Below are 20,172 nucleotides of genomic sequence, written 5' to 3' on the forward strand. Positions count from 1 at the left end.
GGAGTGGTGCTGTAAGAAGGGGTTTATCGTGCGCTTACGGGAAGACGCGTCCATCCGCAAATGGAAGGTCCTCTGCCTGCTGCCGCAAAGCGCCGTCGAGGCGAACATAGTCCCGCTGCGGGCCAACTACCTGCGCATCTTCCTGGGCGTCCTCACCCTCGTCCTCTTCGGCGCGGTAACCCGCGCGCGCTTCGTCCACGGCCGAAAGGCCGCCGCCGCCCTGCTGGAGAAGGCCCGGACCGAGGCCCAGGAGGCCAACCGGGCCAAGGGCGACTTCCTGGCCCGGATGAGCCATGAGATACGGACCCCGATGAACGCCATCATCGGCCTGACCCACCTGGCGCTCCAGACCGACCTCTCGCCCAAGCAGAACGACTACCTGACCAAGACCTACGCCTCGGCCCAGTCCCTGCTCGGCATCATCAACGACATCCTCGACTTCTCCAAGATCGAGGCGGACCGGCTGGATATCGAGACCATCGACTTCGTCCTGGACGACGTGCTGAACAACACGATCAACATGCTGGGCCTGCAGGCGGAGAAGAAGGGGCTCGAATTCCTCCTCATGGTGGAGAGCTCCGTCCCCAACCACCTGGTCGGGGACCCGCTGCGTCTGGGTCAGATCCTGCTCAACCTCACCGGCAACGCCATCAAGTTCACCCGGTCGGGGCAGGTGATCATCGGGGCGGAGGTCGTGGCCGAGGAAGAGCAGCGGGCCACCATCCGCTTCTGGGTCCAGGACACCGGCATCGGCATGAGTCCGGAGCAGCTCGCCGACCTGTTCGAGCCGTTCAACCAGGCCGACGTCTCCATCTCCCGCAAGTACGGTGGAACGGGCCTCGGCCTGGCCATCACCAAACGGCTGGTGAACATGATGGGCGGGACCATCTCGGTGGCGAGCGAGCCCGACCGGGGGAGCACGTTCACCATGGAACTCCCCTTCGAGCTGCAGGCCAACCGCGAGCCCCCCTACCATGCCTATCCGCGCCATGTGCGCGGCATCCGCATCCTGGTGGTGGACGGCGGCAAGCTCTCCCGCGAGATCACAGCCAGGACGCTGCGTTCCTTCTCCTTCGACACCCAGACCGCGACCAACGGGCACCAGGCCCTCCAGATGATCCTGGACAGCGACCGGCGCGCGCCCTACCGGCTCGTGATAACGGACTGGCGGCTGCCGGGCATGGACGGCCTCCAACTGATCCGCAAGATCCGGGAGGAGACGGGCCTGACCACCCGGCCCAAGACCATCCTCTTCACGGCCTTCGGCCAGGAGGAGGTGCGCCACCGCGCGGACGAGATGGGCCTCGACGGCTTCATCCTCAAGCCCTTCAACCGGTCCCTGCTCTTCGACACCATCATGAACATCTTCGCCGAGGGCGAGGGCGGCACCGTGCATCGCCGCACCCCCGAGGCCAGGCGGGGCCTCCCGGAAAACGTGGCCGGAGCGAGGGTGCTCCTGGCCGAGGACAACGAGATCAACCAGCAGGTGGCGCGGGAGATTCTCGAATCCGCAGGCATGAAGGTCGACATCGCCAACAACGGCCTGGAGGCGCTCTCCCACCTGGAAAAGAGCGAGTACGACCTCGTCCTCATGGACATCCAGATGCCGGTCATGAACGGCCTGGAAGCGGTCAAGTCCATCCGCAAGAATCCCAGGCTCAAGACGCTTCCCGTCATCGCCATGACTGCCCACGCCCTGGCCGGCGACAAGGAGAAAAGCCTGCTCTCCGGCATGAACGACCACATCACCAAGCCCATCGACCCGGACCTGCTGCTGCGGACCATTTCGGCATGGCTGCCCGACGGCGGCCGCCCCACGCCGGAACCGGCGAAACAGGCCGGACCGGCCGAACTGGCCGGTCCTCCCCCAGGCTTCCCGGACCTGCCGGGCGTAGCCACGGACAAGGGACTGGCTCGGGTGCGCGGCAACGAATCCCTGTACACCAGGCTCCTCGTCGACTTCGCCCGCGAGTGCGAGGAGGCGCGGATGACCCTGCCCGACCTGCTCGCCGGGCCGGACCACGACGAGGCCCGGTCCGCGACCCACGCCCTGAAGGGGGTGGCGGGCAACCTCGGGGCTCAGGCCCTGCACGCCCTGCTCGTCCGGATAGAGGCCCGGCTCGACCGGGACGAGAGTCCCGGCAGCGAAACGGTCCGTGATCTCCTGGACCAGTGCGACGCGCTGGCGACAGCCGTCTTCCGCGCCTTCGGCCGACCCGACGAGCCCGGCAGCCAATCCGTCCCCGTGGACCCGGCCGTCATGGAAGGGCTGCCGCCCAGGCTGGAGGAACTGCGCATCCTGCTCGGGCAGCACGACATCAAGGCCATCGACGCCTTCGGCGTCCTGCGCGGCGCGCTGGAGGCGGCGTCCCCCGGCCTTGCGGTGGAGATCGGCCGCGCCCTGGACAAATTCGATTTCGCCCGGGCCAACCAGGCGCTGGGAGCCTTTCTGGACCGAAGCCCGCGGGAGGAAAACCATGGATAAGGCGCGCATTCTCGTCGTGGACGACAGCCCGTCCAACCTGGCGATCCTGGGGGAGCTGCTCAAGCCGCTCTACAATGTCCAGTTCGCGGTCAACGGACTGGACGCCATCCGCCTGGCCTCCACCGAGCCCCGGCCGGACCTGCTGCTGCTCGACATCATGATGCCCGGACTGGACGGATACCAGGTCTGCGAGGCCCTCAAGGCCAAGGACGAGACCCGGTGCATCCCCATCATCTTCATCACCGCCAGAACCGGGACCATCAGCGAGGAGAAGGGGCTGAACCTCGGGGCCGTGGACTACATCGTCAAGCCCGTCATTCCATCCCTCGTCCTGGCCCGCGTCAGGACGCACCTGTCCTTGCACGACCAGACCCGGCTCCTCAAGGACACCGTCGACCGGCGCACGTCGGCCCTGCGCAAGGCGCAACTGGACGCCGAAGCGGCCAACAAGGCGAAAAGCGTCTTCCTGGCCAACATGAGCCACGAGCTGCGCACCCCGCTCAACGGCATCATCGGCATGACCCAACTGCTCCTCTCGTCCAGCCCATCCGAGGAGCAGCGAGAGTTCCTGGAGGACGCCCGGGCCTCCTCGACCCGCCTGCTGACCATGGTCAACGACCTGCTCGAACTTTCCTCCGCCGAGGCGGGCGAGCTGCGCCTCTCCCCGTCGGAATGCAAGCTCAGGCAGGGGCTGGCCTCCCTGGTCGCCCACTACCGGGAGCGGGCCGAGGCCAAGGGGCTCCAGTTGGACGTGTCCTTCGGCGACAACGTCCCGGAGCGGATCAGCCTCGATTGCGCCCGCATCCGCCAGGTGCTCATGAACCTGCTGAACAACGCGATCCAGTACACGGACAAGGGGTCGGTGAGCCTCTCGGTCAACGCCTGGGGCGAAGCGCGCGACGCCGGGACCTGCAACCTGGAGATGCTCTTCTCGGTCGCCGACACCGGCGTGGGAGTCGCCCCCGAGTACCGGGAGCACATCTTCGAGCCCTTCGTCATCGGCGAGAACTTCATGACCAAGCGATACAGCGGCGCGGGACTCGGCCTGTCCATCTCCAAACGGCTGGTCGAGCTCATGGGCGGCCACCTCTGGCTTGAGGAAAGCCGCGAAAACGGCACCGTGTTCAACTTCACGGTGCCCTGCCGGGAAAGCTGAGGCGTCCCGGCCGCGAAAAAAGGGCCTGCGGTCTCCCGCAGGCCTTTTTTTGCGTCGTCCGGTTTTGCGTCCGGCCCGGTCAGCCCACCCTGGTGATGCGCACGGGGATGCCCTGGCGGGCGGAGGCCCCGGTCTCGTGCTCCTGGAGGGTGGATGCGCCCCGGCGCGTCGGATCGTTCGGGACCAGGTCGTTGAGGTTGAAGCCGTTCGCCGCGCGCTCCCGCGCCTTGATGGTCCGGCCGTCCACCACCACGTCCGAGCCCCCCAGGGCCCGGTGGCCGAAGCCGTGCTCCACGGCCACGACCCCGGGCATGACCACGTCGCCCACCACGACGCGCGCCCGGACACTGGCGGCCGGGCTGGCGATCTCCACCTCGTCGCCGTGGGCGATGCCGAGCCTCTCGGCGTCCTTTCCGTTGAGCATGACCATGTTCAGGGGTTTGATGGCCAGCAGCCGGTCCAGGACCACGGAATAGGAGTTGATGAGGTTCGACTTGAACGAGGTCATCAGGAAGGGGTAATCCTTTTCGCTCCAGACCGCGCGCAGCTCGCGGCCGTCGCACAACAGCGGCGGCTTGAAGCAGGCCACGCCCGCATAGGGCTCGCCGGTCTGTGAGTTGACCGACGCGCCCACGGTCTCGTTGTAGATCTGGAGCGGTTTTTTCCACTGCCCGCCCAGCCAGTCGCCGTCATAGCTCTTGGCGTAGGGCGCGTACCGGCCGCCCCGGCTGTAGACGCAGGCCACGGGCCCGCGCTCCTCGGGCGGCAGGACCCGCTCGATGTCCGGCAGGATGCGGGCGATGCCGGAGAGCCGGACGTCCTCCTCCGTGGGGTCGGGCAGGACCTGGCCCTTGAAGTGGGCGATGTTGGAGGCGAGCCGCAGGTAGTAGTCCTCGGGCGCGTTGAGCGGATGGACCGCGCCGTCCGCGCCGGGGATGGCCCGGTCGCCGAAGCCGGGCAGGCCGAGCCGCCTGGCCGTCTCGATGACGAAGAGCTCCATGCACACGGGCTGGCCGTTCTTCGCCTTTTCCTGCCGGGGCTCCACGCACGGCCAGCGCGCCGTGGACATCTTGGTCAGCACGCCGGACCACGCGCCCGAGAACCCGCCCCACCCCTCGAACATGCACGGGTCGGGCACCAGGTAGTCGGCATAGGCGTTGGTCTCGTTGTGGAAGGTGTCGACGCCCACGATGAGCGGCAGGCTCTTCGGGTCCTTCAGCTCCGCGTCCACGGCCCGCTGGAGCCCGCCGTGGCCGTAGATGACGTTGCCCGTCCAGTTGATCCAGCACTTGTAGCGGAACGGATGGTCGTTGACGTGGGAGAGCAGGTGCTCGGCGGGCATGTTCGGCGGCGTGAAGGGATACCAGGGGTACGCCGCCGGGTACGGGTTCTGCCCCGCCGCCTGCTTCCGCTTGAATTCCGTGGACTTCTGGTAGGGCGCGCGGCAGCGGATGGCCGGGAAGCCCTTGGGCTTGATCTGGCCGGGGAAGGCGGCCAGATCATACTTCGGCCCCTGCATGGCCGGGCCGTGGAAGCTGCCCGCCGTGGCCGAGATGCCGCCCTTCGCGTTGATGTTGCCGATGAGCGTGTTCAGGGTCAGGCAGGCGAAGGTGGCGTTGGCGCCCGACGTGCTCATCATGCCGCCGTGCACGTCCACCGCCGCCCGCTTGCCGTGGGCGGTCAGCTCGCGGGCGAGTTCGATCATGCGCTGCACGGGCACGCCGCAGTGGCCGGAGAGTTCCTCCAGCGTGTGGGCATCGGCCTGCTCCCGCAGGAGCGAGAAGGCCGTGGCCGCCTGCACGGCCCCGCCCGAGGCCAGCGTCAGCTCGCCCCGGAATTCCAGGACGCCCTCGTCGCTCCCGGCCGCCGACGCGGGCTTGCCGGACGCCGCGTCCATGACCGCGTACTCCTCCGCCCCGCCCAGGCCCAGGTCCGCCGCGCGCAGGAACCTGCCCCGGCCCTCGCCGGACAGGGCCACCAGCCAGGTGGCGTTGCACAGGCTGATCTCGCCCGCCTTCTTCGCCGCCTCGGGATTGGGCCGGACCAGAAAGTTCCGGTCGTAGCGCTCGTTCTCGATGATCCAGCGGATCATGCCCATGGCCAGGGCCGAATCCATGCCCGGCACCACGGGCACCCAGTGGGCGCGCTCCCGGGCCGCGTTGGACGCGGGCAGCCGGAGGACCGGGTCGATGACCGCATAGCGCATCCTGCCCGAGGTCCGGGCCTCGGCCACCAGCCGGGCCGCGCGCTTGAAGGGGTTGCCCGCCTGGGTCGGCGCGGTGCCCCAGAACAGGGCGAACTCGCAGTTCTCGTAGTCCGGCTTGACGTGGGCGTTCTTGGCCAGGTCGTCCATGAACATGCCGGACCCGATGCGGAACGAGAGGCCGCAGTAGGCCCCGTGCTTGCCGAAGCTCTTGGTGCCGAAGGCGTTCATGCCGAAGCGGCGGTAGAAGAATTCGCTGCGGCCGTCGTCCACGGCGTAGGTCAGGAGCAGCCGGTTGCTCATCGGACCGAACTCCGGGCGCTCGGGATTGGCCGGTTCCTTGAGGTTGCGGATGGCGCGCAGGCCGTCCACATGCCCCTCGCCGAACAGGTCGCCGCCCTCCACGACCTCCTCCACCAGTTGCTCGAAGGAGATGGTCGTCCACTTGTTCTCGCCCCGCTTGCCCGCGCGCTTGAGGCAGCGGGTGATGCGGAACGGGTTGGCCGCGGCCTCGAACATGGCCGCGCCGCGCCCGCAGACCGTGGACCGCCCGGCGTGCCCGGCGTCGTCACGGGCCGAGAGGCGGGCCAGGGCGTCCTTGACCGGCAGGGACATGGGAAAGTGTTTTTCGTGGGAGAGCGGGTTGTAGGGGTTGCCCGCCATGCGGACCACCTCGCCGCTCGCCTCGTCGATGTGCACGCGCACGCCGCAGAAGGTGGTGCAGCCCCAGCACTGGTTGAAGGCTACGCGCCGGCCCTTTTCCGCCTGAACCGAGCCGTCGGCCGCGCAGCGGTATTCCGGGGCCAGGGACCGGGGCGAGAGGCGCGCGGGGTCGAGCCGTTCCGGTTCGGCGGCCGGGGCCGCCCCGGCCCTGACGGCCGCGCCGATGCCGATCCCGGCCATGCCGGCGGCGAAGAGCCCGGCCTTCACGAGAACACGACGTTTCTTATCCATGGGAATGCCCTCCCTGCGCCGCGACGGCGTTGGTGAAAAGTCCGGACAGGACCGCGCCGAGCGCCAGCAGGAACGCAAGGCTGCCGAGCACGGCCAGGACGGACGGAACGGAGACGAGACGGGCCACGGCCTCCGCGTCCACCGGGGTGAACGCGTTGCGGGGGATGGACTGGCCCAGGAAGATCACCTTGGCGTAGAAGGCGAAACCCGCGAGGTACGACGCCAGCCCGGCCACGGGCGCGAGCGCGCCGAGGCGCAGGGCCGCCAGGCAGAGCGCGGCCGCGACCACGCCGACCACGGCCAGCCCGGCCCAGAACGCGGGCTGGCTCGGGACGAAGCCCGTGGGCGGCGCGAACAGGCCGGTCGCCCCGGCGCAGAACAGGGAGGCCACGGCCGCCAGGGCCAGCAGCCCGGCCGGGACCGCCTGGCGGCGCAGCGCGCCGAGCAGGGCCGCCAGCCCCGCCCCGCCCGCCAGCCCGGCCATGGCGAAGGCCACGGGCAGGAGCTTCCAATGCCACATGACCCGCCCCTGCAGATAGCCCACCTCTCGCGAGGTGTAGGTCAGCACGCCCAGGGCCAGCAGCAGGGCCAGGGCCGCCGCGTTCCGCCGGGCGTGGCCGGTCGCGTCCAGGTACAGGGCCAGGCAGGTGGCCGCCAGGAACAGGGGCAGCAGGAAGGTCCCGAGGGTCGTCCAGGAGCTGAACGAGGGCGAGACCAGGAACATGTAGAGATGGAGCGGGCTGCCCAGGGACAGGGCGAGGGCCCCCATGCCGATGACGGTCGCGGCGGCGCCCGCCGAGAGGAGGAGGCGGCGGACGTCCGCGCCGCGACCGGCCAGGGAGAGGATTCCGGCGAGGAGCACGGCCCCTGCCGCCGCCGTGAGCAGGGCGAGGGCCAGCGGCTCCATGACGCCCCAGGTGACGGCCGGGGGCGCGTTGACCAGTTCGATGACCTTAGGCATGTTCACCTCCCGCCGGGCGGGCCCCCTCGGCCATGGGCAGGCCGACGTTGGCCGGGCTGGCCAGGAAGGCGTCCAGGTTGATGTAATAGACGTTGGGTTTGGTCTTCATTTCCGGGGCCAGGACCCGCGCGTCGTCCTTGTGCGCGTCCAGGGTCCGGCGGACCAGGCTCTCCGGGTCGTTCAGGTCCCCGAAGACGCGCGCCCCGCCCACGCAGTTCTCCACGCAGGCCGGGAGCAGCCCGGCCTCCAGCCGGTGAAGGCAGAAGGTGCACTTGTCCGCCGTGCCGGTGGCGGGATTGAGGTAGCGGGCGTCGTAGGGACAGGCCTGGACGCAGAAACCGCAGCCCAGGCACTTGGCGCTGTCCACCAGCACCAGCCCGTTCGCCGCCTTGAAGGTGGCATGCACCGGGCAGACCGGGACGCAGGCCGGCTCCTCGCAATGGTTGCACAGCCTCGGCAGGGTGGCCACCGTCGGGGTCCCGTCCTCGTCCACGAAGAACTCGCCCACCGTGGCCCGGAAGTGGCCCACCGGCACCCGGTTCTCCACCGAGCACGAGACCGAGCAGGACTGGCAGCCCACGCATCGCCGCAGATCGATGACCATGCCGTACCGGGGCTTTCGCTCCCCGGCGGCGCCGGCCGTCGCCGGAACCAGCCCGGCCAGGGCGGGCGCGCCCGCGCAGGCCAGCTTGAGAAATTTCCTTCTGTCCATGACGCCTCCGTGTTGTTCGCTAGTGCCCTCACCATGCGGCGAAACCGTGACGCGAACAATCGGGAGACTTCTGATTTGACGGTTCAAATTCGGCGCGCCCGGACAGGACTCGCAAAAATTTATAGCGTTAATTCAACGGATTGCAAAACAGGATCGCAGCCGGACGGCGCGGCGGACCGCCGGGGGTGGGGAATTTCCCCAGGGCGTGTGACGACGGCGCGTCAGACCGAGATGAGGCCGTGGCGGATGGCCAGCTTGGTCAGGTCCGTGGTGGTGGCCACGTCGAGCTTTTCCATGAGGTTGTACTTGTGGGTCTCCACGGTCTTGGGGGAGATGTTGAGCCGGGCGGCCGCCTCCTTGACGGACAGGCCGTCGGCCAGGAGCCGGAAGACGTCCAGCTCGCGCGGGCTGAGCAGGTCGAGGAGCGGGGCCTTGCCGTCGCGCTCCGGTGCGAGCTGGCGCAGGAGCGCGGCCGGGTCGATGGTGGTGAAGTAGGTGCCGCCGTGCATGACCGCCTCCACGGCCGCGCACAGGTCCGAGGGCGGCCCCTCCTTGAGGACGTGGCCGGAGATGCCCGCCTTGAACAGCTCCAGGATGAAGCGCTGGTCCGAGTGCATGGTGTAGATGACGATCCGGGTCCCGGGCGAGACCTCGCGGATCAGGCCCGCGGCCTCCACCCCGTCCATGCCCGGCATGGAGATGTCCATGATGACCAGGTCCGGCCGCAGCCTGCGGGCCAGCTCCACGGCCTCGGCCCCGTCCGTGGCCTCGCCCGCCACCTCCACGTCCGCCAGGGAGTCGAGCAGGCTGCGGATGCCCGCGATGACCACGCGGTGGTCGTCCACGATGAGCAGGGTGCGTCTAGGCATCGTCGGCCTCCGATATGTCCAGTTCGGCCAGGATCTGCGTGCCCCGGCCCGGCGCGGATTCCAGGTGGAAGGTCCCTTCGAGCTGGACCATCCGCTCCCGCATCAGGGTCAGCCCCAGGCTGCCCGAGCTCCCGGCCTGGGCCGACACGGCCTCGGGATCGAACCCGTCGCCGTCGTCCTCGATGGTCAGGCCCAGCCGGTGGTCGCGCAGGATGAGGCTGACGTGCACCTTCCGGGCGTGGGCGTACTTGGCCACGTTGGTCAGGGCCTCCTGGGTGATCCGGTATAGGGCCAGCTCCTTGCGGCTGTCAAAGCGCCGGGGCACGCCCTTGTGGAAGAAGTGGATGTCGAGGCCGGTGGCGGCGCGGTACTCGTCGAGCAGCGTGCCCACGGCCTGGGCGAGCCCCATGTATTCCAGGGTGTCGGGCCGGAGCCCCTTGGAGATGGACTTGATGTCGCGCTGGACCAGGGTGACCTTGTCGGCCGCGCTCTCCAACTGGAGGCGGCAGCCGTCGCCGGGCGAGGCCGGGGTCCGCTCCAGGGCGGCCTGGAGGTCCAGGCGCAGGGTGGTCAGGAGCTGGCCGGTGTGGTCGTGCAGCTCGCGCGCCACGTCCATGCGGCTCTCCTCCAGCAGGTTTATCAGGTTGCGCGACAGGAGCTTGCGTTGCTCGTGCTCCTGCTCCAGGCGGCCGTGGGTCTGGCGCAGGGCCTCGTTGGCCTCGGCCAGCTCGCGGGTCCGCTCCCGGACGCGGTCCTCCAACTGCTGGTGCGCCTCCTGGAGGGCGCGCTCCGCCTTGAGCCGTGCGTCGAGCTCGGCGGTCAGGTCCGCGGTCTTGGCGTCGATCTCGGACTCCAGCTCCGAGGCATGGACCAGGAGCCGCCCGGTGAGCGGCCGGAGCACCCGCCACAGGACGATCAGGCAGACCGCGTAGATGAGCAGCGAGTAAAGCGATAGCTGGATCAGGCGCAGGCGCAGCGGGTTGTAGAGCTCCCGCTCGTCGATGGAGATGGCCAGACCCCAGCCGGAGTCGTCGACGGGCTGATAGGCCGTGACCTCGTCCCCCGAGCCCAGAATGCCCGCATTCCCGGCCACGGCCAGGGCCAGGGCCTCGCGCCGGCTGGACGTGGGCTTCGGCAGCCCGCCCGCCGGGTCGGGAAAGAGGGCCGCGCCGCCGTCCGCCGCATAGCCGAGATTGGCGTCGCCCCCGCGATGGGTCCTCCCGGTCCGGTGCACGATCTCCAGCAGGCGGCCGATGTTCATGACCACCAGGTCGGTGCCGACGGGCCGGGATTCGCGATCGAGGATCGGCGCGGCGATGACGAGGCAGGGCGCGTCCCCCAGCCGGACCGGGGGAGAAAAGCGGGGACCGTCCCCGGCCGTGGGCAGGTGCGTCCGCAGGGCCTCCGGCACCGCCGCGCCGACCGAAACGACCTGCCGCCCCTCCCGGTCCAGCCGGGTGACGCCCATCAGCTCGCGGGAAAGGTTCATGGCGTCCTCAAGCTTGGGCCGGGTGAAGGCCGCCAGTTCCCCGATGGGAATCCGCCCCTCGTTGTAGGCGGCCAGCTCCTCGCGGATGCGGGTCCGGCTGGTCACCTGCAGGGCGAGGCTCCGGGCCAGACAGCACCATTCCCCCACGGCCTGGGCGCGGGTCCTGGCGATGTGGGCCAGCCCGTCCTCCTCGGCCTGCTTGAGCTGGCCGAATAGCGTGGCGACGAAGGACACGCCCACGCCCAGGGCGAGGACCAGCAGGGCCCCGGCCACGTACAGGAACAATTGCTTCTTGAGGCGCTCCGAGAGTCCGGAGCCGGAATTGGTTGCGGGCATGGTCTCCTGTCCTGGCGGATCGGGTGGTTTGCGTCCCCCCTCCATAACCGCATTCGCCGGTGGCCGCAAACCGCGCCGACGCCCGAGCCGATTCCTACGCCGTCCGGGCCGCCCGGGCGAGCGCCGCGCGCAACAGCTCGATGTCCACGGGCTTGGAAAGATAGTCGTCCATCCCGGCGGAAAGGAAGCGTTCCCGGTCGCCGCTCATGGCGTGGGCCGTCATGGCGATGATGGGGATGGCCCGGCTCTGCGCCCCGGCCTCGCCGCCGCGGATGCGCCGGGTCGCCTCCACCCCGTCCATAACCGGGAGCTGCACGTCCATCAGCACGCTGTCAAACGGCTGGCTGCGCAGCGCCTCCAGGGCCTCGCGCCCATCGGCCACGGCCACGGCCTCGTACCCCAGTCGCTTGACGATCTGGCACGCGGCGAAACGGTTGACGGGGTCGTCCTCGACGATCAGCACCCGCTGCGGGGCCGGGGACCGGATCTCGGACGACGCTGGTGCGACCTCGGCGACCGAAGCGTCCTCCGTCCTGCCGAAGGGGATGTCGATGCGGAACGTCGACCCGACGCCCTCCGCACTCTCCACCGAGATGGCCCCGCCCATGAGCCTGGTGAGGCGCGCCGTGATGGCCAACCCCAGCCCGGCCCCCTGGAACTGGCGGGAATAGCTGCCGTCCGCCTGGGTGAACGGGGAGAACAGCGTCCCCAGCGCCTGGTCGCCGATGCCGATCCCGGTATCCCGGACCGTGAACAGCAACCGGCGCTCCTCGGGCCGCGCCGGCGGCAGGAGGCTGGCCTCGACCTCGACGCTCCCCTCGTTGGTGAACTTGATGGCGTTGCCCACCACGTTGCTGAGGATCTGCTGCAACCGGACGGCGTCGCCAAGCACCCGCGCGGGCATGTCGGGGGCCATGCGGACGCGGAACTCAAGCCCCTTCTCCCTGGCGCTGGGCCCGAAAAGCTGGCCGATGGCGGCCATGGCGTCCCCGGGGTCGAAGCTCTCGCGCACGATTTCGAGCCGGTCCGCCTCCACCCGGGAGAGGTCCAGGATGTCGGAAAGCAGCCGGGTCAGCCGGTTGCTGGACTGGATGGCGGTCCCCACGTAGTCCGCCTGCTCCCCGTTCAGCGGGGTCGTCTCAATGAGTTTGAGCATACCCACGATGCCGTTGAGCGGGGTGCGGATTTCATGGCTCATGTTGGCCAGGAACTCGGATTTGGCCCGGTTGGCGGCCTCGGCCGCGTCCCTGGCGTCCCGCAGGACCCGCTCGCTTCGGCGCAGCTCCCGCGTACGCGCCTCGACCTGCCGCCGCAGGGAACGGTTGAAGAACGCCACGCCCACCAGCAGGACCAGAAGCACGCCCGAGAGGACCAGGATGGCCTGCAGGTTGCGTTCGAAAAAGCCCGGCGCGTGTTCGAGCCGGATGCCCACCCACCGGTTGTAGATCTCCCGCCGCTGCCTGTCGCCGATGGTTCCGAGCGCCTTGTCGAGGATGGCCCGCAACATCGCCTTCTTTTTGTTGATGGCGAAGCGCAGGTCCCAGTGCTGGTTGAGTTCGGTGTCGTACCGCAGGTTGGTGATGCCGTACTTGTCGGCCAGGTAGCTCGCGGCCATGTAGTCGACCACGGCCCCGTCGGCCGCGCCCGCCGACACCTTCAGCAGGACGGTCAGGTCGTCATCGCAGTCGACGATCCGGGCCCCCGGATAGTCGGCCCTCACGAAATCCAGGCTGGAATAGCCCTCGATGCCCGCCACCGTCATGCCGTTGAGGTCGTCCAGGGACTTCATGCGCGGGCGGTTCGTCCGGGTCAGCACCACCAGCCGCGTCACCAGGAATGGCTTGGTGAAGACAAAGACCTTCTCGCGCTCCTCGGTCTGCTGGCACGCGCCGACGAGGTCGAACTCGCCGGTCATCATGCCGTGGTAAAGGCTCTCCCAATCGCTGTAGCGAACGCGCCGGAACCGGACCCCGAGCTTTTGCTCGAATAGCTGGATGTAGTCGGCGACGACGCCCTTGTGCTCCCCGTCCTCCACGTAGTCGCCGGGAGGCCAGTTGGGATTGGGGGCGTAGAGGATGTCCTTCCCGTTTTCGGCGAGCCAGGCCTTTTCCTCGGGCGTGAGACGGAGGGCCGGGTCGGGCCCGGCGGCAGCGGACGTAACGGCCGCCAACAGGCAGCAGGCGAGCAGGACAAGGGCGGCCAGCCGCGCACGGCGCGGCCACGGCCCAGGCATGATGGCGCCGGAAATAACTGTTTTCAAGTGCCTCATAGGTTACCTGCCCGGCCCTAGGGCCAAGACCAGCGGCCGTTTCGGCGCTCCGCCGCAACCGCCGTCCCCCGGCTGAACCGAATTCGTTGCGCCCCGTCAAGGAAAGGCGGGACTTTCCCGATTACTTCCACCTGAGCAGAATTCGGCGACTATGTCCAGGCGGAAGCGACCGGTGGGCGACGAGGCGGACACGGAAAGGGCCGCCCCTTCCGGAGCGGCCCCCGCGTGCGCCATGGATGGTCCGCTAGCACTTGGACGGAGCCAGCGCGGGTTCGGCGTTGGGATCGAAGATCACGTCGCCGTCCTTGGTGACCTGCGGGTTGAGCTCCTCCATGAAGTCCTGGGTCATGCCCGGCACCTTGAGCATGTCCTCGGCGCTCTTGAAGTCGCCGTTGGCCTTGCGGTAGTCCACGATGGCCTTGGCCAGCTCCTCGGGGATGTCGATGTCCTCGATGGCCATGATCTGCTCGACGGTGGCCTTGTTGAAGCTGACGACGCCTCCCGCGAAGGCGGAGGCGGCGAAGAGCAGGCACAGGCCCGCCAGGCAAACGATGATTGCGGTCTTTCTCATGATGTTCTTTCCTTTCTCTTGTGGCGGACGGAGCGGCCTCGGGAGGGAGGCCGCCCCGTCCTTTGTGGGAGGTGTCCTTTTAACCGGCCTGGACCCGGAAGGTCGTGTTGTCCGGAGGCGTCACCTTGATCTCCTGGGGAGCCTTGAGCTGCGGCGCGTAGTCATACGGCACGCGCATGGCCCGGTAGACCAGGTTGTAGTTGCCGTTCTGCGTGTAGTACGGGCTGATGTATTCCCATACGATCTCGTGATCCGGGGTCACTTCCTGGAACTGGCCCACGGCCCCGTTGGTGATCAGCGTGTTGCCGTTGGGCAGGCGCTGGGCCGAGGAGACGTAGTCCGAGTAGAACTGGTACTTGTTGCGCAGGCCCATCTGCTTGGCCGAGTGCTCCCATACCACCTTGAGGGTGCAGGGGTCGAACTCGATCACGCGGGAGTAGTCGCGGCGGGCGTCGGACCAGCCCACGGGCGCTCCGGGGTTGCGCGCGCCGTAGCCCGCGTAGCCGCCGTTGTCGTAGACCAGGATGTTGCCCTCGCCCGGCACCCCCTTGGGGATCATGTGGGTGTGGTGCTGGCCGATGATCTGTCCGAGCTTGGACAGGGCGCGCTTGTACTCCTTGCCGCCGAACTTCCAGACCGAGTCGTTGTAGAACTCGGGTCCGACCTGCCAGACGACCTTGCCCGTCTTCTTCTCGATGATGAAGTTGGTGTTGGTCTGGCGGCAGGAGATGATGATGTTCTCGGGATTGAAGGCCGCGTACTTCTCCTTGTCCTCGCTCCACCACTTGTTGGGACCGAGGTAGGAGGCGGAGTTGACGTGGATCCAGTCGCCGCCCTTCCTGCCGGGAGTGCGGGTCATGGAGAACGTCGGGAACTTGTACATGGTCTTCTTGAACTCCAGCGGGAACTCCATTTCGTCGAAGTGCTCGGAGGCCGTCCAGTCCCAGATCACCTTTCCGTTCGCGTCCACCTCGACCAGATAGTCGTCATACAGCTCCTTGTCGGAGATGAACTGGTTGTGGGTGAACTTGTGGGACAGGATCAGGAGGTTGCCCTTGAAGTTGTCGAGCGGCATTCCGGGCACATGGTAGCCCACGGGGTTGCCCTCGAACTGGTAGTCGTGGTGCATGCCCGCCCTGGGGATGTTGCGCAGCACCTTGCCGTCCCAGTCCACCACCACCAGGTCCGTGGAGTCCGGATCGGCCCAGACGCGGCCCTTCTTCTCGGGGGCGGGGCGCTTGGAACCGGCCAGGAAGCCGCCCTTGAGCAGCTTGGGCGGGTGCTCGGCCTGGCAGATGTCCTTCCACTGCCGGACCACGTTGCCGTTCATGTCGATGAGCACCGTGCCCTCGGACTCGACCTCGGTGCCGAACACGGTGTAGCCGTTGAAGCACTTGTCCGGCTGATAGATGGTCGTTCCGTGGGGGAAGACCGTGGGGAAGGACAGCGCCTTCACCGGATTTATCAGCGCCGCCGTGACGGCCACGGCCGCGCCGGTGATAAACTCGCGTCGTTTCATCTCGTCTCCTTTGCCGCTCCTTGGGTGCGGCTCGGGCTGTGTTCTGTTGCCGCCGGGTCCGGGGGAATGCCCCCTGCCCCGGCGCGGAGGGCTCCGGCGCGCGGCCGGAACCCGTCGCCGATCATCAACTAGTAGGCGACCATGGCCGGTCCGTCGCCGCCGTCGTCGGAGGCTGCCTTGGCCGGAGCCTTGGCGGCCGCCGCCGGGGCCTGGACGGGCGCGGCGACCACTGCGCCCGCGTGATAGTCGCGGAAGAACCGCGGGCAGTCGTCGCCGCCGATGTACCCCTGCGGGGTGAGGGACTTGCCGTAGAAGGCGGGGTAGTCCTCGCCGTAGCGATAGGCGCGGTGCACCATATTGGTCATGGCGTCAAGGTGCGCGTCGGGCGCGAAGGCGTCGTTGTTGTTGACCACGGCCTTGATCTTGCCCGCGAATATCGGGCTGATGAACTCCCACACCACCTGGCCGTCCATGGTGACCTCGAAGATGTGGCCGCCGTGGGTGGAGGTGATAAGGGTATTGCCGTTGGCCAGCCGCTGGACGGCGCCCTGGCGGTGCGAGTTGAAGCTGTTGGTGTGCCGAGTGGCGAACTGCCAGACGATCTCGCCGGTCTTGGGATCGACCTCAAGGGCGCGGGACCGGCGGTCCTGGGGACGCTCGGAGCCGTTGTCGAAGAGGAGGATGTGGCCGTTCTTGAGCGGGGTCGCGCAGTGGTTGCCGAACATCTTCTGGGAACCGTCATCCCAGTAGCCGGGCTTGCGGGCCGTGGTGTCCCAGGCCGAAGGGTTGCCCCAGCGGTACTCGATCTCGCCGGTCTTGTGGTTGACGAAGTAGAACTCGGAGAGGTTGCGCGAGTTCAGGACCACGGTGTCGGTTTCGGGGATGTAGTTGACGGTGTTGAAGTGGGACCAGTCGTAGTTGGCGTAGGTGCCGCCCATGGGCTCGGGCAGGATGTAGTTGAAGTCGAGCTTCTTGGGGCCGGTGCCGATGTGGTCGGTGACGTGCCATTCCCAGACGGTCTTGCCCTCGGGGTTCACCTCGCGGACGAAGTCCATCCAGAACTTGTCGGTGGGGATGCCCTTGGACATGATCGGCTTGCGGGGGACGGTCACGGGGTTGCGGCCCAGCTTGATGGCCTCGCGGTTGGAGATGGTCTCCCAGCCCAGGATCATGGTGTTGCCGTTGGGCATGCGGCAGAAGGTGTGGTGCTGGATCTCCTTGCCCTTGGTGAAGAGCTTGTATTCCCAGACCTTGTTGCCGTCCCAGTCGAACTCCTCGATGATGCCGCCCGCGCCGCCGATGCCGCAGTAGCCTTCCTCGGCCTTCTTGGGCACCGCGCCGGCGCGCAGCAGGTGGCCGTTGGGCAGCAGCACGGAGTGCAGGCCCGCGGTGTACTCGCTGGTCCAGGTGTGGACGATGTTGCCCTGCATGTCGATCAGGTAGGTGGTCTTGCTGGCCACCGTGGGATCGAACAGGGTGTAGCCTTGGTAGGCCTTGGCCCGATCATAGAACAATACACCGGTCGGGCCGGTGATGGCTTCATAGGCAAAGGCCTGCGCGCTCAGTCCCATCAGCATGATCCCGAGCAGGAGAGCCATGTGCCATCGATGCAGTTTTCGCACTCTTTCCTCCTTTCTGTTTCCAAACACGGTTGTTGTCGACACGGACATCCCGTCCGGTCCGCACCGCCGCCGTTTCCCCCCAGGGCGGCCGCTCGGGAGAGCGTTCCGCCACGGGTCGGCGCCGGAATCACGGGTCGCCGTCGCCGCCAATGCGGCCGGGCGACCTCCCGGCTGTGACCTCACGAAATGCACCTGGGGTAAACCAAGTTTCATGCCACTGGCGTCGCCGTAAAAAAATACGGTTAATCCGCATTGTTACAAACATGAAACACCGGAGCCGCCCAGCCGCTCCGGGCGCATGCGCGCACACACTGTGCCGCCCCCCGCACAAACCGGTCCTTCAAGCGGCCGCCCCCGCGCAACCGGGCGGCCCCGGGCCCGAACCGGCGCTCCGGCCGAGTTGTTTTCGCCGCCCTCCCCCTCCCGCCCGGATGGCACGGCCCGATGCGGTTTTCCCGCCCGTTGCGGTCCGCGCCGCGCGTCCTGCCCGCAAACGGCCGCCGCCATCGCACCGCATCATGGAACGAATTTTGATTAACGGCGCGAACCCGTTGGCGATACCGGCCGACGGACCCGCCGCCCAGTTCGATCACGGGGATCCGAGGCTTCAGGCGGCGGGCGCGCAACCCCGGCCCGTGCGTCAGTCCCCCCGCCGTCCGCGCCGACCAAAAGGAGAATGAGGATGAACTGGTTACGAATGGGAGCGGTGACTGGCCTGCTGCTCGCACTGCTGCTGGGCCCGGCCCACGCCGAGGAGGCCGCGCCCACCGCCTGGGGGCCCGTGGGCGCGAGCTTCGGCCCGTGCGGCCTCAGCATTCCCGCGGGCGTCTTCGCCGTGGGCGGCAACGTGTCCTACGCCAAGAGCAACGGCATCTGGGAGAGCGACAGCCGGGTCAACGGCAACACCAAGACCACCAAGCTCAACGAGGTCTTCAAGACCCGCTACGGGATCATCGACGGTCTGGACATCCGCACCGCGACCCCGATCTACAACGTCCGCATGCAGAACACGACCACCTCGAACCGGGAGGTGTACGGCGTCGGCGACACCGCCGTGCTGCTGCACAAACGGCTCTTCGACCAGAAGGCCGGGGACTGGTTCTCCGTGGGCGTGGATTTCGGCGGGATCGTGCCCACCGGCACGGTGGGGCCCCACTCCTCCAACTCCGCGGGCAACGACGCCTGGGGCGTCATGGCGGGCGTGGGCGCCACCTACTTCCTGGGCGCCAACCGCTTCGACACCGAGGTCAACGCCGCCACCTTCACCGAGGGCGCGCGGGACTACCAGAAGGGCGACAGGTACCGCTGGAACCTGGGCTACGCATACGCCCTGAACGAATACTGGGATCTGGGCGTGGAGTCGTCCTGGGAAATGAGCGACGAGTCCAAATACCTGCACAACGGCCAGCGCGACGCCTACGTGGAATGGTACGCGGGTCCCAAGGTGGCCTACAAGTACAAGCCCTGGAAGCTGAACATGGGCCTGGTCGCCAAGGCCCCGGTCCATCGCTGGTATGAGAGCAACAAGGTCGGCTCCGACGACTTCCGGCTCGAATTCAAGCTGATAAAGGCCTTCAACCTCGGCGCCCTGTTCGACTGATCGGGCCGGGCGACAAACACCGGAGGCCGGTTCCCCGAACCGGCCTCCCTCCCGACCCGGCGGCGCGGATCACAGGTTGTAGGCGTCGATCTTGTCGTAGAGGGTCCGGCGGCCGATGCCCAGGATTTTCGCCGCCTTGGAGCGGTTGCCGTCGGCTGCGGTCAGGGCCTGGCGGATGGCGTTGATCTCCGCCTTCTCCACGGCCTGCTTGAGGGAAACCGCGCCCTGCCCGTCCTCCCCCGGCGTTTCGGGAAAGCACATGGGATGGGCGCAGAGGTCCTCGACGCTGATGGTCTTGCCCTCGGCCAGAAGCACGGCCCGCTCGATGACGTTCTCCAGCTCGCGGATGTTTCCCTTCCACGGCGAATCCATCAGGGTCTGCATGGCCCCGGGGGTCAGGGACTGGACCGACTTGTTGTAGCGCGCGTTGAACTTGCGCACGAAGTGGCCCACGAACAGGACCATGTCCTCCTGGCGGTGGCGCAGGGCGGGCAGGCGCAGGGGGATGACCGCCAGCCGGTAATAGAGGTCCTTGCGGAACTCGCCGGTCTCCACGGCCTCGTCCAGGTTGCGGCTGGTGGCCGAAAGGAAGCGCACGTCCACGCTGATGGGGATGTTGCCGCCCACGGGCTTGATCTCCTTCTCCTGGATGGCCCGCAGCAGCTTGACCTGGGTGGTGGGCGTCAGCTCGCCGATCTCGTCCAGGAAGATGGTCCCGCCCTGGGCCTCCTCCAGCAGGCCGCGCTTGGCCCGCACGGCCCCGGAGAACGCGCCCTTGACGTGGCCGAAGAGCTCGCTCTCCAGCAGGTTTTCGGAAAGCGCCCCGCAGTCGATGGTGAAGAACGGCTTTCCCGAGCGCGAGCTGGCGTTGTGGATGCGCTTGGCGAACAGGGACTTGCCGGTGCCGGTCTCGCCCTGGATGAGGATGGAGACGTCGGAGTCCGAGACCTTCTCCACCACGGCCATCATCTGCTGCATCACGGCGTTGTTGCCGATGACCATGGACTCGGAGTCCGACTCCTGGGACTGGAGGTTGAAGCTCTCCAGCTTGCGGTGGAGCTGCCCGTGCTCGATGGCCCGGCTGGCCAGCAGGGCCAGCTCCTGGGTCTTGAACGGCTTGGTGATGTAATGGTAGGCCCCGAGTTTGATGGCCTCCACGGCGGTCTCGATGGACCCGGCCCCGGTCATGATGATGAACGGCAGGATGTGGTCGATGGCCCGAATCTGGCGCAGCAGCTCCAGGCCGCTCATGGGCTCCATGGCAAGGTCGCTGATGACCAGGTCGTAGGCCGTCTCGGCCAGGGCCTGCCAGCCCTCGGCCCCGGTGGCGGCCGTGTGCACCACGTACCCATGGCGGGCCAGGGAGCGCTTCAGCGCCACCAGCAGGTCCTGCTCGTCGTCGACCAGCAATATCTTTTCGGGCATG

General features: G+C 68.0%; 13 protein-coding genes. 3 read left to right on the top strand and 10 right to left on the bottom strand.

From position 1 onward, the window contains the following. Positions 1-28 precede the first annotated feature (28 nt). Positions 29-2,485, top strand: a complete 2,457-nt coding sequence (locus PHP91_RS06400; protein ID WP_300138568.1) for a response regulator — start codon at positions 29-31, stop codon at positions 2,483-2,485. Beyond that, a complete protein-coding gene (locus tag PHP91_RS06405) occupies positions 2,478-3,641 on the top strand; it encodes an ATP-binding protein (protein WP_300138571.1) in 1,164 nt (387 codons plus the stop codon). The genes PHP91_RS06400 and PHP91_RS06405 overlap by 8 nt, the downstream gene beginning before the upstream one ends. 79 nt (positions 3,642-3,720) lie before the next feature. Here PHP91_RS06405 and PHP91_RS06410 read toward each other — a convergent pair whose 3' ends face one another. From PHP91_RS06410 to PHP91_RS06450, 9 genes are all read right to left on the bottom strand, one after another. Next, on the bottom strand, positions 3,721-6,798 hold the full coding sequence (locus tag PHP91_RS06410) for a molybdopterin dinucleotide binding domain-containing protein (protein ID WP_300138574.1): 3,078 nt from the start codon (positions 6,796-6,798) through the stop codon (positions 3,721-3,723). Continuing rightward, positions 6,791-7,759 (bottom strand): NrfD/PsrC family molybdoenzyme membrane anchor subunit, encoded by a 969-nt coding sequence (nrfD, locus tag PHP91_RS06415; RefSeq protein WP_300138576.1) that lies wholly within the window; start codon positions 7,757-7,759, stop codon positions 6,791-6,793. The genes PHP91_RS06410 and nrfD overlap by 8 nt, the downstream gene beginning before the upstream one ends. Further along, positions 7,752-8,471, bottom strand: a complete 720-nt coding sequence (gene dsrO, locus PHP91_RS06420) for a sulfate reduction electron transfer complex DsrMKJOP subunit DsrO (RefSeq protein ID WP_300138578.1) — start codon at positions 8,469-8,471, stop codon at positions 7,752-7,754. The genes nrfD and dsrO overlap by 8 nt, the downstream gene beginning before the upstream one ends. Before the next feature lie 221 nt (positions 8,472-8,692). Beyond that, positions 8,693-9,340: a response regulator transcription factor gene (locus PHP91_RS06425; RefSeq protein WP_300138581.1), complete on the bottom strand. Its 648-nt coding sequence runs from the start codon at positions 9,338-9,340 to the stop codon at positions 8,693-8,695. Further along, the gene (locus PHP91_RS06430) at positions 9,333-11,165 is read right to left on the bottom strand and encodes an ATP-binding protein (RefSeq protein ID WP_300138584.1); all 1,833 of its coding nucleotides are present in this window, start codon (positions 11,163-11,165) and stop codon (positions 9,333-9,335) included. The genes PHP91_RS06425 and PHP91_RS06430 overlap by 8 nt, the downstream gene beginning before the upstream one ends. 94 nt (positions 11,166-11,259) lie before the next feature. After that, complete coding sequence (locus tag PHP91_RS06435) at positions 11,260-13,398, bottom strand: transporter substrate-binding domain-containing protein (protein WP_300138587.1); 2,139 nt, start codon at positions 13,396-13,398, stop codon at positions 11,260-11,262. A gap of 280 nt (positions 13,399-13,678) precedes the next feature. Then, positions 13,679-14,005 (bottom strand): helix-hairpin-helix domain-containing protein, encoded by a 327-nt coding sequence (locus PHP91_RS06440; protein ID WP_300138590.1) that lies wholly within the window; start codon positions 14,003-14,005, stop codon positions 13,679-13,681. Between the two features lie 79 nt (positions 14,006-14,084). Continuing rightward, positions 14,085-15,524 carry an aryl-sulfate sulfotransferase gene (locus tag PHP91_RS06445; protein ID WP_300138593.1) on the bottom strand — a complete coding sequence of 480 codons (1,440 nt, stop codon included), beginning with the start codon at positions 15,522-15,524 and terminating at the stop codon, positions 14,085-14,087. A gap of 128 nt (positions 15,525-15,652) precedes the next feature. Continuing rightward, complete coding sequence (locus PHP91_RS06450; RefSeq protein ID WP_300138596.1) at positions 15,653-17,146, bottom strand: aryl-sulfate sulfotransferase; 1,494 nt, start codon at positions 17,144-17,146, stop codon at positions 15,653-15,655. 682 nt (positions 17,147-17,828) lie between these two features. On the opposite strand from PHP91_RS06450, the gene PHP91_RS06455 reads away from it, so the two are divergent. Then, positions 17,829-18,746, top strand: a complete 918-nt coding sequence (locus tag PHP91_RS06455) for a transporter (protein ID WP_300138599.1) — start codon at positions 17,829-17,831, stop codon at positions 18,744-18,746. 69 nt (positions 18,747-18,815) lie between these two features. Here PHP91_RS06455 and PHP91_RS06460 read toward each other — a convergent pair whose 3' ends face one another. Beyond that, on the bottom strand, positions 18,816-20,171 hold the full coding sequence (locus PHP91_RS06460; RefSeq protein WP_300138602.1) for a sigma-54 dependent transcriptional regulator: 1,356 nt from the start codon (positions 20,169-20,171) through the stop codon (positions 18,816-18,818). Between the last annotated feature and the right edge of the window lies 1 nt (position 20,172).

Origin of the sequence: Pseudodesulfovibrio sp., assembly GCF_028692895.1 — a bacterium.
Lineage (GTDB): Bacteria > Desulfobacterota > Desulfovibrionia > Desulfovibrionales > Desulfovibrionaceae > Pseudodesulfovibrio.